Origin of the sequence: Streptomyces sp. NRRL WC-3742, assembly GCF_000720635.1 — a bacterium.
In the GTDB taxonomy this organism is placed as follows: Bacteria; Actinomycetota; Actinomycetes; order Streptomycetales; family Streptomycetaceae; genus Kitasatospora.
Genome location: NZ_JOCF01000060.1, coordinates 25,950 through 39,412 on the forward strand (window position 1 = coordinate 25,950; position 13,463 = coordinate 39,412).

11 protein-coding genes are annotated in these 13,463 nt (G+C 75.2%); 10 read left to right on the forward strand and 1 reads right to left on the reverse strand.

The features are described from left to right. Positions 1-123: 123 nt before the first annotated feature. From cas3 to IH61_RS0128740, 3 genes are all read left to right on the forward strand, one after another. A complete protein-coding gene (gene cas3, locus IH61_RS0128730) occupies positions 124-3,036 on the forward strand; it encodes a CRISPR-associated helicase Cas3' (RefSeq protein ID WP_158845372.1) in 2,913 nt (970 codons plus the stop codon). A gap of 232 nt (positions 3,037-3,268) precedes the next feature. Continuing rightward, entirely contained in the window at positions 3,269-3,964 is a 696-nt protein-coding gene (locus IH61_RS0128735) for a helix-turn-helix domain-containing protein (protein WP_158845375.1), read from the forward strand. Positions 3,965-4,061: 97 nt separating this feature from the next. After that, positions 4,062-5,069, forward strand: coding sequence for an AraC family transcriptional regulator (locus tag IH61_RS0128740; protein ID WP_051838217.1), 1,008 nt, complete (start codon positions 4,062-4,064; stop codon positions 5,067-5,069). Between the two features lie 8 nt (positions 5,070-5,077). On the opposite strand, the gene IH61_RS0128745 is transcribed toward IH61_RS0128740, so the two are convergent. After that, entirely contained in the window at positions 5,078-5,740 is a 663-nt protein-coding gene (locus IH61_RS0128745) for a TetR/AcrR family transcriptional regulator (RefSeq protein WP_031075077.1), read from the reverse strand. Between the two features lie 76 nt (positions 5,741-5,816). Here IH61_RS0128745 and IH61_RS0128750 point away from each other — a divergent pair, with 76 nt between their 5' ends. The 7 genes from IH61_RS0128750 to IH61_RS0128775 all read left to right on the forward strand — a co-directional run bounded on the left by IH61_RS0128750 (position 5,817) and on the right by IH61_RS0128775 (position 13,459). Further along, on the forward strand, positions 5,817-6,779 hold the full coding sequence (locus IH61_RS0128750) for an alpha/beta hydrolase (RefSeq protein ID WP_051838220.1): 963 nt from the start codon (positions 5,817-5,819) through the stop codon (positions 6,777-6,779). A 72-nt stretch (positions 6,780-6,851) separates the two neighbouring features. Further along, a complete protein-coding gene (locus IH61_RS49715) occupies positions 6,852-6,986 on the forward strand; it encodes a hypothetical protein (RefSeq protein WP_267884071.1) in 135 nt (44 codons plus the stop codon). Positions 6,987-7,077: 91 nt separating this feature from the next. After that, complete coding sequence (locus tag IH61_RS0128755; RefSeq protein WP_078911466.1) at positions 7,078-8,811, forward strand: ABC transporter substrate-binding protein; 1,734 nt, start codon at positions 7,078-7,080, stop codon at positions 8,809-8,811. Further along, positions 8,808-9,782, forward strand: coding sequence for an ABC transporter permease (locus IH61_RS0128760; RefSeq protein ID WP_234327374.1), 975 nt, complete (start codon positions 8,808-8,810; stop codon positions 9,780-9,782). Before IH61_RS0128755 ends, IH61_RS0128760 begins: the two co-directional genes overlap by 4 nt. Before the next feature lie 10 nt (positions 9,783-9,792). Continuing rightward, positions 9,793-10,608, forward strand: a complete 816-nt coding sequence (locus IH61_RS0128765) for an ABC transporter permease (RefSeq protein ID WP_234327375.1) — start codon at positions 9,793-9,795, stop codon at positions 10,606-10,608. Further along, on the forward strand, positions 10,608-12,293 hold the full coding sequence (locus tag IH61_RS0128770) for a dipeptide ABC transporter ATP-binding protein (protein WP_051838222.1): 1,686 nt from the start codon (positions 10,608-10,610) through the stop codon (positions 12,291-12,293). The genes IH61_RS0128765 and IH61_RS0128770 overlap by 1 nt, the downstream gene beginning before the upstream one ends. Beyond that, positions 12,290-13,459: an NtaA/DmoA family FMN-dependent monooxygenase gene (locus IH61_RS0128775; RefSeq protein WP_031075090.1), complete on the forward strand. Its 1,170-nt coding sequence runs from the start codon at positions 12,290-12,292 to the stop codon at positions 13,457-13,459. The genes IH61_RS0128770 and IH61_RS0128775 overlap by 4 nt, the downstream gene beginning before the upstream one ends. The last annotated feature ends 4 nt before the right edge of the window (positions 13,460-13,463 follow it).

Consider the following 13,463-nt stretch of genomic DNA (forward strand, 5'->3'; position numbering starts at 1 on the left):
GCCCCTCCCTTCCGCGAGGTCACGGCGCGGCCGCGAACCGGCGCACGCACGAAGCCGTCGATCTCCCAGGCTCCGTCGGGGCCGTCGTCGCGGCACGACCCTAGCAGCTCCGGGAGCAGGGACTTGACAGACCGTCAGATCTCCAATATTGCCACCCACCACGCTATTTGGGCCAAGACCGACCGCAGTCGCCGGTCCCGTGGCAACGGCGGTCCGGCGTGGAACCCGCTCACGGCGCACGTCCTCGACACGGCCGCGTGCGTGGGGCAGCTGTGGGAGCGGTACCTCACGCCCGGGATGCGGCTGCGGCTCGCGGAGGCGTTCGGGGGCGGCCACGCGGAGACCGCGCGCCGGGTCGTGATGCTGCTCGCGGGTCTGCACGACCTGGGCAAGGGCTCCGGCTGCTTCCTCCGCACCTTCGGCACCGGCCGCAACGACGATCTGTTGCTCAGGACACGCGAGTTGGACGCCTGGCGGGCCCGGGCCTCCGCCGCCCGGCTCCCCGGCGACACCCATCCCGACGGGCAGGTCGACGCCCGGCACGAGCACATCACGGCGGCGCACCTGGCCCGGGTCCTGGGCTGCGGGTGCGGGCCCTGCGGTGGGGGCGGGGAGGAGTTCCCCGGCCTGCACGCCGTCGCGCTGCTGCTCGGCGGCCGCCACGGGCACATCCCCGACCTGGACACCGTCGAGCGGGCCTCGGGCGCCGCCCCGATCGAGGCGTGGGAGCCCGTCTACCGGAGCCTCGCCGCGGAGGCGGCCGGGCTCATCGGCGTGGACCTCGCCGCCCTGCCGAACCTCGTCAGGCCCGAACGGCCGTCCGTCCTGCCGATGTTCACCGGACTCGTCATCCTGGCCGACTGGATCGCCTCCAGCGAGGACCACTTCACCTACCGGCACCCCGGAACGGCGACGGCCGACTGGTGGGCCGAGTCCCGGCGTCAGGCCCGGGAGGCGATCACCGTCCTCGCCCTCGACAAGTGGCGCCCGGCGCCCAGGAGTTGGCCCGAGCTGTTCCCCGGCACCACCCCCCGCCCGTTCCAGCGCGCCGCCCTCGCCGCGCTGCCCCTGGACGGCCCGGCCCTGGTCGTCGTCGAGTCCGGCACCGGCTCCGGGAAGACCAAACTGGCGTTCGCCGTCGCCCACCACCTCGCCCGGACTTGCGGCCACCAGGGCCTGTTCATGGCCATGCCGACGCGGGCCGCCACCAACCAGGCGGCGGGCGAGCTGGAGAGGTTCGTCAGGCGCTCGGCCGACGGCGCCGCCAACCTCGCGGTCGTCCACGCCGCCGCCGAGGCCACCGACCTGGTCCACCGGCTGATCGACGCCTCCACCACCCGGCAGCACAACGCCCTGCGCTCCCTGCCCGACTCGGTCGCCGCGGCCTCGCACGACAGCGGCGAGCCCGGCGAGGCCGTCCTGCACCCCTGGTACCTGCGAAGCTGCCTCGGCCTGGTCTCGACGTTCGGGATCGGGACGGTGGACCAGGTCGTCCTGGTCCCGCAGCGCAACCGCCACTGGATGCTCCGCTTCCTCGGCCTCGCGGGGAAGGCGGTCGTCATCGACGAGGCCCACGCCTACCAGCTCTTCCAGCAGCGGATGCTCGGCGCGGCCGTCGAATGGCTCGCGGACGCGGGCGCGTCCGTGGTCGTCCTCTCCGCGACGCTGCCCGTGCCCGTCCGGGAGGCGCTCGTCCAGGCGTGGTGCACGGGGCAGCGGGTCACCGTCCGGGACAGCGGGGAGACCGGGCCCGTCACCGTCGTCGACCGGCACGGAACCGTTCGCCGTACCGCGGTCCCCGCGGGCCGGGCCGGTACCGAGGTGCGCCTGCGGCCGCTGCCAGGGCCGAAGGGCCTCGCCGCCCAGTTGCTGCGCGAGGCGGCGGGCGGCGGCATCACCGCGGTGGTCCGCAACCGGGTCGCCTCGTCCGTCGAACTGCACCGCACCGCCGTGGAGTTGGCACCGCAACACGGATGGCGGAAGGAGGAGATCATCCTGCTCCACGGCCGGCTGATGGGCCGCGACCGCCTCCCGATCGAGACACGCCTGATCGACGCCCTTGGCCCCGGCGCCGCCGTGCCCAACCCGCTGCGCCCCCGCCGCCTCCTGGTCATCGCCACCCAGGTCCTCGAGCAGTCCCTCGACGTCGACTTCGACCGGCTCCACACCGACCTCGCCCCGGTCGACCTGCTCGTCCAGCGCTACGGACGCCTCCACCGGCACCCCGGAACCGCCCGCCCCCCGTGGTTCTCCGAGCCCGCCTTCACCGTGCTCTGGCAGCCCGACGCCGCCGGACTGCCCGCCGTCGACCCCTCGCACGGAAACCCCGCCCACAGAAACCCCGCCCACGGAAACCCCGACGGCGCCGTCTACGCGCCGTACACCCTGGCCGCCACCTGGCACGCCCTCCACCAACGGGCGGACGGGAGCGGCCGCTTCACCCTCGACGCCCGCGACCACCCAGCCCTCCTCGAGGAGGTCTACGACCCCACCACCACCTCGCCCACCGGCGCGCTCGGCGCCCTCCTCACCCGCACCCGCACCGACTGGCACGCCGCACTCGCCGACGAACACGCCGAGGCCACCGCCCGCCCCCTCCACCCCTACGGCCGACGCGGCCGCACCCCCGCCACCGCGTACGACCTCGCCTCGGGCAGGGCCCACGGCGGCGCCCGCGACACCGGCGCCCCGGGCATCGCCGCGCTCTCACGCCTCGGCACCCCCTCCATCGAGTTCATCGCCCTGTACCAGCAGCCCGGCGGCCCCCTCACCTACGACCGCGCGGGCCTCCTGCCCGTGGACACCCGCTACCACCCGGAGGACGGCCCCCAACGCCGAAGGCAGCAGCAGGACTTCCTCCTCAACACCCTCTCCATCCCCCTGACCTGGCTCTCCGCCCCCCACGCCGTCCCCCGCCCCGGCACCTGGCCCACCCTCCGCCACCACCGCGCCGCCCACCTCGACCCCGAGACCGGCCGCTGCCTCAACGGCCCCCTGGGCCTCACCTACACCCCGGAGGCGGGCCTCTCCCGGTAGCTCCGGAAGGAACGGGCCCGGCGGGTAAAATTCGGGCAGGGATTTGCACGGACCATGCCGAGTTTCGGCCGCGCCCCCGCCAGGCGCGCGGGGACGGGGGGTTGCGATGCCGGCGCCTGTGCGGAGCGCGGATCGAAGTGCGGAGGAGAGCGCGGAGGAAGGTGCCCTGCCGTATCCGGCCGGGCGGCGGGCGTTGGGGGGCGGGCTGGCCGGGGACTGTGCGGAGAACCTGATGCCGCCCGGGCCGTGGTCGATGCCCGCCATCGCCGGGGTGACGTGGCGGCTCGGGCCGACCGAGGCCCGTGCGGGGTGGGCGGCGGCGCAGGTGTCGGGGACGGGGCGGACGTTCCGCACGCCGCAGTTGGACAGCGCCGCGCCGTGGATCCTGGTGCGGCTGTCGCCGCTGAGCGCCTTCACCGTCCTGGGCCTGCCGCTCGGCGAACTCGCCGGTCAGGACGTCGAGTTGGGCGCGCTGCACGGGCGGGAGGCCGGGCGGCTGCTGGACGCCATGTGGGAGACGCCGCCCGGGCCGGAGCGGCTGGAGGCCGTCCGCCGCTACGTGGCTGCCCGGGCCGCCGACGGGCCGAGGCCCCTGCCCGAGGTCGCGCGCACCTGGCACCGGCTGGTCAGCACCGGCGGGCGGATCCCGGTCGGGGGGCTCGCGGCGGAGGTCGGCTGGAGCCGCCAGTACCTGCTGCGCCGGTTCCGCCAGCAGACCGGGTGCTCGCCCAAGACCGTCGCGCGGCTGATCCGCTTCGGCCGGCTGCTGCGCGCCCTGGAGGGGCACCCGGTGCGTTGGGACGAGGTGGCGGTCGAGCACGGCTACTACGACCAGTCCCATCTGCACCGGGACTTCCGGGAGTTCGCGGACACCACGCCCGCGGAGTTCCTGTCCGGACGGCTGCCCTGCGGGTGCGTGGCCACCTGACCCGCTCCGGGCCGAGGTTCATTCCGTCCAAGACCGGCCGCCGGGTGCGCGGCTACCGTCGGCCACGGCCCATGCGGGAGTCCACCGGGGGAGATCGATGTCGACGGCCACCGAACAGCCGACCCACCACGCGGGAGCCGAGCCCGACGGCGAGGCCCTGCTGTTCCACGGCCACGACATGGCGCGGCTGCACGCGGCCGTCACCGCGGAGTTCGCCCCGCACCGGCTGCACGTCACCGGCCGGGAGCGCTCCGGTCCCGGCAGCTTCCTGCGCATCAGCCGGGGCCCGGTGGCCGTGTACGAACTCGGGTACGGCGTCGACGTCGAAGTGGTGCCCGGCGAACTGCCCGACTTCTACAACGTGCACCTGCCGCTGACCGGGACGGGCACCGTGATCGTGGGCGGCCGGGAACTGGCCTCGCCGCTCAGCATCGTCAGCCCCGGCGAGCACCTGTCCATGCGGTGGAGCCACGACAGCAACACCCGCATCCTGACCGTCTCCCGCACCGCCCTCGACCGGGCCCTGGCCACCCGCCTCGGCGACCCGCCCCACCGGGCCGCCCGCTTCGCCCCCGTCCTCGACCCGAGGGCGGCCCCGATCCGGGCCTGGACGGCCACCGTCCACACCTTCTGCACCGCCGCCCGCGGCGGCCTCCTCGCCCGGTCCCCGCTGGCGCGCGAGCACCTCGAGCAGGCCCTGCTGCACGGCCTCCTCGACGCCCAGCCGCACACCGTCGAGCGGACCCTGCGGCACGCCGCCCCGCTCTCCTCCGCGGCGATCCGCCGGGCCGTCACCTTCTGCGCCGAGCACGCCCACGAACCGGTCTCCGTCGCGGACATCGCCCAGGCCGCCCGCGTCAGCGTCCGCGCCCTGCGCAACGGCTTCCGCACCCAGCTGGGCACCACCCCCCTCGCCCACCTGCGCCGCGTCCGCCTGGAGTACGCCCACCACGACCTCCTCGCCGTCGCCCGCGGCGAGCGCACCGAGACCGTCACCGACGTCGCCCTACGCTGGGGCTTCACCCATCTCGGCCGCTTCGCCCAGGACCACCGCGAGGCGTACGGCACCACTCCCTCCCGCCTGGTCGCCGCCGCCCGCGCCTGAGGCGGGCGTCAGGCGCGGCGGCCGGGGCGGCGGCGGGTGGTGCCGAAGGCGCGGAGGAAGGTGTCCACTCCGGTGCGGACGGCGGCGTCGAGGTCGGAGGGGGCGACGGGGCGGGTGCCGAGGGCGGAGAGGCCGGGCAGGTTGCCGGAGACGAGGGCGATGAACTGGGACGCGGCGACGGACGGGTCGTCGAGGTCCAGGTGGCCCCGGTTGGCGAGGCTGGAGAGGCGGCCGGCGAGGACGTCGAGCACCGGTTGGGAGCCGCGCGAGACGACCTGGTCGTAGAGGTCGGGCAGCCGGGACGCCTCCGCGTAGAGCAGCCGCTGCAGCGCCCAGCCCTCGTCGCTCAGCTGGCACTCGACCACGCGGTGCGCGACGCGTTCGAGTTCGCCCGCGAGGTCCTCCCCGTCGTCGGGGAGGCTGACGAGCGCGGCGACGATGCGGTTGGCGGTGCGCTCGGCGCCGTCGCGCATCACCACCCGGAAGAGGTTCTCCTTGTCCCCGAAGTGGTTGTAGAGCGTCGGCTTCGCCACTCCGGCGGCGGCCGCGATGGCGTCGATGCCCGCCTGTGCGTAGCCCTCGCGCGTGAACAGCCGGACGGCGGCGTCCAGGATGGCGGCGCGCTTGTCGATCCGGCCACGGCCCGTCATCGGGAGTTCACGTTCGTTCACAACTTCACAGTAGCGCACAGCCGACTGGTAGAACTGATCTGAACTACCGAGTTCAGTTTGAGGAGGCCGCGCGCCCATGGACGACATCTCCCCCCGGCTCGACCGGGAGCTGTTGGCGGGCTACGTCACGCCCGTACCCGGCATGGCCCCGCTGCGCCCGGACGGCGCGGCCCCGGCCGTCGAGCGCCGGGACCTGGTGGCCCGCGATCCTCAGGACCCGGCCGCCCCGCCGGTACGGGTACGGGCCTACCTGCCGGGCACGCCCGGCACCCGACCGACCCGCCCGGCCGTGGTGTTCGTGCACGGCGGCGGCTTCACCGCGGGCGAGCGGCTCGAATGGTTCGACCCGCTGTGCGACCTGTACGCCGAGGGCGCGGGCGCCGTCGTGGTCTCGGTCGGCTACCGGCTGGCGCCGCAGCACCCGTACCCCGCCGCCCAGCAGGACTGCCGCACCGTGCTGCGCTGGCTGCGCCGGAGCGGCGCCGAGCTGGGCGCGGACGGCGCCGACCCGGCGCTGGCGGGCAGCAGTTCGGGCGCCGCCGTGGCCGCGGGGCTGACCCTGGCGCTGCGCGACGCGGGCGAGGAGCTGCCCCGGCTCCTGCTGCTGCACGCCCCGGTGCTGGACGACCGGCACGCGACGCCCTCCAGCCTGCTGATCCGGGACCGCCGGACCTGGAACCGCCCGGCCTCGCTGGCCGGTTGGGGCGCCTACCTGCACCCGCTGCGGCCCGGCCACCCGGAGGTGCCGCCGTACGCCGCCCCGGCCCGGGCCGAGCACCTGGGGGGCCTGCCGCCGGTCTACCTGGGCGTCGGGGACCTGGAGTTGGCCCGGGACGAGGTGATCGGCTTCGGCCTGCGACTGGCCCAGGCCGGGGTGCCGCTGGAGCTGCACGTGTTCCCCGGCGCGTACCACGGCTTCGACATCAAGGACCCGCGGGCCGGTGTCAGCCGGCACTCGCTGGCCACGCAGGTGGACGCACTGCGCCGGGCGCTGCATCCGGCCGGTTCCGAAATAGTTGAACAGCCCAGTTCAGTCTGATTAACTAACCAGGTCACTATGAGTCGTTTCTCGCCAGTTCCCCTGCGAGCCGGTCTGCCCTAGGAGTACGGAGTGTCCGCCACGCGTGGCCTGCCGGGTATGCGCCCGCTGCTCGCCGCCACGCGCCGGGCGATCGACCTCTCCCGTACCGACAGCGCGCTCTGTACCCGGCCGCGTTGCGCCTCCGCGCGGCCGGGCGGTTCCTGACCTCCTGGCCCTGCGGCGGCCCTCGCGGCGACCCCGACCCGTCCCCCGGCGGCCCTGCCGCCGTCCGCGCGTCTCGGAGAGAAGCCCCGCCATGCGACCGCACCCCGACACTTCGACAGCTGACACTTTCACGGCCGACACCCTCGCAACCGACCCCGGCCGCCGCCGAACTCCCGTCCGCAGCACGGGGTTCCGCTCCAGACTCGGCCTCGTCGCCGCCCTCACCGTGCTCCCGCTGACCGCCGCCTGCGCCGGTTCGGCGACCACGCCGGGGAGCGGCGACGCCGCGGCGGGCGGCAAGCCCGTGGACGGCGGCACCCTCACCCTCGCCGTCCCCTACGGCCCGACCTGCCTCGACCCGCACCAGGGCCAGGCCGACGCCCTGTTCAGCCGGGCCGCGCTGGACTCGCTGGTCTGGCAGGACGACGGCGGCGCCATCCAGCCCTGGCTGGCGAAGTCCTGGAAGATCTCCGCGGACCAGAAGACCTACACCTTCACCCTGCGCAGCGGCGTCACCTTCAGCGACGGCACGCCCTTCGACGCGGCCGCGGTCAGGGCCAACCTGGACCACGTGGTCGCCCCCGCCACCAAGTCCGCCGGCGCCGCCCAGCTGATCGAGAACTACCGCTCCGCCCGGGTGGTCGACCCGCAGACCGTGGAGGTCACCCTCGCCGCGCCCGCCTCCTCCTTCCTGACGGGCCTGGCCTCCCCCAGCCTGGGCATCGAGTCGCCCGCGACCCTCGCCGGGGACCCGAAGGCGCTCTGCTCCAAGGTCGTCGGCACCGGCCCCTTCACCAGCACCGAGGGCTTCACCCCGCAGCAGGGCATCACCTACCAGCGCCGCGCCGACTACGCCTGGGCCCCCGAGGGCTCCGCCAACCGGGGCGCCGCCCACCTGGACAAGCTCGCCGTCCGGATCGTCCCGGACAACTCCTCCCGCCAGGGCGCCCTGACCAGCGGTCAGGCCGACGCCGCCGCGGCCGTCGCCCCGGTCAACGTGGCCAAGCTCAAGGCCGACGCCAAGTTCACCGTGCAGAGCGCCGTCTCCCCCGGCGTCCCGTGGAGCTTCAACCCGAACACCGAGAAGGGCCCGCTCACCGACGTCCGGCTGCGCAAGGCCCTGCGCAACGGCATCGACTGGCACCTGATCGTCCAGAAGCTCTACTTCGGGGTCTACCCGGCCGCCACCGGACCGCTCTCCCCCTCCACCCCGCAGTACGCCGCGGGCGTCGCCGACCAGTACAGGTACGACGCCGCGGCCGCCGGGAAGCTGCTGGACGACGCCGGCTGGACGACGCGCGACGCGGAGGGGTACCGCACCAAGGGCGGCAAGCGGCTGAGCCTGGACTTCCTCTACATCGGCGAGTACTTCAGCCAGTACACCGCCCTGGCCACCCAGGTCCAGGCCGCCGCCAAGGACCTCGGCGTCGAGATCCGCAACCAGAACCTGGACACCGGCACCTACGTCAAGCGCGTGCTCGCCGGTGACTACGACCTGCTCAACAGCAGCGCCAACAACGCCTCCCCGGACGCGCTGCGGCTGGTCTTCGGCAGTGCGCACATCCCCACGGCCAAGATCGACAACAACGCCGCCCGCTACCGCGACGACCAGGTGGACTCCCAGCTCGCCGAGGCGCTGGCCACCACCGAGGTGCAGCGGCAGAAGACCCTGTACGCCTCCGTCCAGCAGAAGGTCACCGACGACGCGGCGATCCTGCCGGTGTTCAGCAACGCCTACGTGCTGGGCACCTCGGTCAAGGTGCACGGCGTCGTCTTCGAGCAGCAGAGCTTCCCCAACTTCGCCGACGCCTGGCTCGCCCCGTGACCGGCGACCCGATCGGCTCCACCCTGAGATCCACCCTGAGCTCCACCCTGCGGTCCGCCCTGCGCCGGCTCGGCGGCGCCGTCCTCGTCCTCTGGGGCGCGGTGACGGTGGCCTTCCTCGCCCTGCACCTCACCTCGGGCGACCCGGTCGACCTGCTCACGGGCCTGCGGGGCACCAGCGACCAGCTGCGCGCCGAGATCACCCGCGAGCACGGCCTGGACCAGCCGCTGCCGCTGCAGTACCTGACCTTCCTCGGCCACGTGCTGCGCGGCGACCTCGGCGACTCCTACGTGCTGCACCTGCCGGTGAGCACCGCCATCGGCCAGCAGCTCGGCCCGACGCTCCAACTGCTGGCCGCCACCGTGCTGGTGACCGTGGCCCTGGCGGTGCCGGCGGCCCTGCTCACGGCCGGGCGCTCCCGCTGGGTGCGCACCCCGGTCTCCGTCCTGGAGGGGCTCGGCGTCGCCGTGCCCGCGTTCTGGCTCGGCACCCTGCTGCTCGCGCTGTTCTCCTTCCGGCTGCGCTGGTTCCCCGCACTCGGCGCGCCGGGCCTGGACGGGCTCGTCCTGCCCGCCCTGGCGCTGGCCGCCGCGCCCGCCGCGGTGATCACCCGGGTGCTGCGCCGCGGCCTGGAGCGGACCCTGGACGAACCCTTCGTCACCACGGCCCGCACCCGCGGCGTCGGCGAGGCGGCCGTACGGCTGCGGCACGCGCTGCGGCACGGCCTGCTGCCGGTCGCCACCCTGGTCGGCTGGCTGACCGGCTCGCTGATCGGCGGGGCGGTGGTGATCGAGTCGGTCTTCTCCCGGCAGGGGCTGGGCACGCTGGCCGTCACCGCCGTCCGCAACAAGGACCTTCCGCTGGTGATCGGCATCGTGCTGGTGGCGGGGCTGGTCTACACCGTCGTCAACACCGCCGTCGACCTGTCCTACCGGCTGGTCGACCCGCGGCTTCGCACCCGAGAGAGCTGAGGAGGAGCCCGTGGTCATCCCCCGCATCCGGCCCGGAGCCGCCCTGGGGCTCGCGGTCTGCGCCGTCCTCCTGCTGGCCGCGCTCGCCCCGGGCCTGCTCAGCGGGACGGGGCCGGACGCGGCCAGCCCCGCCGACAGCCTGTTGCCGCCCGGGTCCGCGCACTGGATGGGCACCGACGAGAACGGACGCGACGTCTACTCCCGTGTGGTGCACGGCGCCCGGCCCTCCCTGGTGATCGGCCTGTCCGCCTCGGCCCTGGCGCTGGCCGCCGGCACCGTCATCGGCGTCCTGGCCGCCCAGGGCGGACGGGCCGTCGACCGCGTCGCCGGACGGGTGCTGGACGTCCTGATGTCCATCCCCGGCGTGCTGCTGGTCCTGCTGGTGGTCGCGGTGCTGGGCACCGGCACCGGGAACCTGGTGGCCGGGCTCGCCCTGGTCACCCTGCCCGGGTACGCCCGGCTGGTGCGGGCCGAGGTGCTGCGGGTGCGCGGCACCGGGTACGTCGAGGCGGCCACCGTGCTCGGCTGGTCCCGCTTCCAGGTGGTGCTGCGGCACGTCGTGCCGAACGCCGTCGGGCCGCTGCTGGCGCTGGCCACCGTCGGCGTGGGCGGCATGATCGTCACCGGCTCCGCGCTCAGCTTCCTCGGGCTGGGCCCGCAGCCGCCGACCGCCGAGTGGGGCGCGATGCTCGCCGGCAGCGGCGACTACGTGGAGGTCGCCTGGTGGACGGCGGTCTTTCCGGGCGCGGCGATCACCCTCACGGTGCTGGCTGTCTCCGCCGTCGGCCAGTGGCTCCAGGACCGGGCCGAGGGGCGGGTGGCGTGATGAGCACCGAGACCCGCTCCGAGCCCGCCGCCCCGCACACCGAGCCCGCCCCTCCGGTGGTCGAGGTGCGGGGCCTCACCGTCGCCTTCCCCGGCCCGCGCGGGCCGGTCACCGCCGTGCGCGGCCTGTCGCTGACCGTCCGGGCCGGGGAGAGCGTCGCCCTGGTCGGCGAGTCCGGCTCCGGAAAGAGCGTCACCGCGCGCAGCCTGGTCGGACTGGCCGGGCCCGGGGCGCGCACCACCGCCGAGGCGTTCCTGATCGACGGCCGCGAGGCGGGCGCGCTGACGGAGCGCCGGTGGCGGCCGCTGCGCGGGCGCCGGATCGGCTTCGTCCTCCAGGACGCGCTGGTCTCCCTCGACCCGCTGCGCCGGGTCGGCGAGGAGATCGCCGAGGCGCTGCGCGCCCACCGCACCGTGCCGCGCGCCGAGGTGCCCGCCCACGTGCTGCGGCTGCTCTCCGAGGCGGGGGTGCCGGAGCCGCAGCTGCGCGCCCGCCAGTACCCGCACCAGCTGTCCGGGGGCCTGCGCCAGCGGGCCCTGATCGCCTCCGCGCTCGCCGCCGACCCGGCGCTCCTGATCGCCGACGAGCCCACCACCGCCCTGGACGTCACCGTCCAGGCGCAGATCCTGGAGCTGCTCGCCGAGCGGCGCAGGGCCGGGCGGGCGCTGCTGCTGATCAGCCACGACCTGGCGGTGGTGGCGCGGGTGGCCGACCGGGTGCTGGTCATGAAGGACGGCGAGGTGGTCGAACAGGGCCCCACCGCCGAGGTGCTGGCCGAACCGAAGCACCCGTACACCCGGCTGCTGCTCGCCGCCGTGCCCCGGCCGCAGGCGCGCGGGACCCGGCTCTCCGGGCCGCGGGCGGGCGCCGAGCTGCCCCGGCCGCGCACCGGGGAGCGGGTGGTGCTGCGGGCCGAGGGGCTCCACAAGTCCTTCGCCGTGCCCGGCCACGCCCCGGTGGCCGCCGTCCGGGACGTCTCGCTGACCCTGCGGGAGGGCCGCACCCTCGGCGTCGTGGGCGAGTCCGGCTCCGGCAAGAGCACCGTCGGGCGCCTGCTGCTGGGCCTGGCCGCGCCGGACGCCGGGAGCGTCGAGGTGGACGGGCGGTCCTGGCAGGGCCTGCGCGGGGCCGCGCGGCGCGCCCTGCACCGGCGCATCCAGGTCGTCCACCAGGACCCGCTCAGCAGCTTCGACCCGCGCTACCCCGTCGCCCGGATCATCGCCGAGCCGCTGGCCGCCACCGGGGTCCCCCGGCCGGCGCGGGCCGGGCGGGTCGCCGAGCTGATGGAGCAGGTCGGGCTGGGCCCGGAGCTGCTGCACCGCCGTCCGCGCGAACTCTCCGGCGGGCAGCGCCAGCGGGTGGCGATCGCCCGGGCCCTGGCGCCGCGCCCGCGGATCGTCGTGCTCGACGAGCCGGTGGCGGCGCTGGACGTCTCCGTCCAGGCCCAGGTCCTCGACCTGCTGGCCGAGCTGCGGGCCGAACTCGGCGTCGCCTACGTCTTCGTCTCGCACGACCTCGGCGTGGTGCGCCACCTCGCCGACGAGGTGCTGGTGATGAAGGACGGCGCCGTCGTCGAGTCGGGGGACGTCGCCGAGGTCCTGACCGCGCCGCGCCACCCCTACACCCGCCAACTGCTGGACGCCGTCCCCCGGCTGGACGGCCCGAACCCCGGGAAGGCCCTGTGACCACCGAACCGAGCACCGAACGCGAGCTCCACCTCAACCTCCACATGGTCGGCGGCGCCATGGGAGTGCACCCCGCCGCCTGGCGGGAGCCCGGCTCCGACCCGTACGGCTTCGCCCGGGTGGAGACCTGGGTGGCCGCCGCGCAGCTCGCCGAACGCGGGCTGATGGACGCGGTGTTCCTCTCCGACACCCCCGGGATCTTCGCCGACATCGAATCCAGCCCGCACGGCGCGTACTACCACGAGCCGACCCTCGTCCTCACCGCGATCGCCGCCGCCACCTCCCGGATCGGCCTGATCGCCACCGCCTCCACCACCTCCAACGAGCCGTACAACATCGCCCGCCGCTTCAAGTCGCTGGACGTGCTCAGCGGCGGCCGGGCCGGCTGGAACGCCGTCACCACCTACATCCCGCAGGTCGCCGCCAACTTCGGCGGCAGCGGGCTGGCTCCGCGCACCGACCGGTACGCGCGCGCCGAGGAGTTCGTCGACATCGTCAAGGCGCTGTGGCGCAGCTGGGAGCCGGAGGCGCTGGTCGCGGACGTGCGCACCGGGCGGTTCACCGACTCCGGGCGGCTGCGGCCGATATCCCACCACGGGGAGCACTTCAGCGTCCGAGGGCCGCTGCCGCTGCCGCCCTCGGCCCAGGGCCACCCGCTGGTGGTGCAGGCGGGCGCCTCGGAGCCGGGGCGCGAACTGGCCGGGCGCACGGCCGACGTGGTGTTCTCCGGGGCCAAGACCCCGGACGTCGCCCACGCCTACGCCGCCGACGTACGGGCCAGGGCCGAGCGGCACGGCCGCGACCCCCGGTCGGTCAAGATCCTGCCCGGGCTGATGACCACCGTCACCGACAGCCGCCGCGAGGCCGCGGCCCGGCTGCGGCGGCTGGACGAGCTGGCCGGACACGCCCCCTGGCGCGGGGCGCACATCGAGGCGATCGGCACGCCCGAGCACGTCGCCGACGTGGCCGAGGAGTGGTTCGTCTCCGGCGCCGCGGACGGCTTCACCCTGATGCCGGACGTCTTCGCCGACGGACTGCCCGCCTTCGTCGAGCTGGTGGTGCCGATCCTGCAGCAGCGCGGCGTCTACCGCTCCTCGTACCGGGGCTCCACCCTGCGCGAGCACTACGGCCTGCCGCACCCCTACCCGGCCCCGGCGGCCGTGTGAGCGC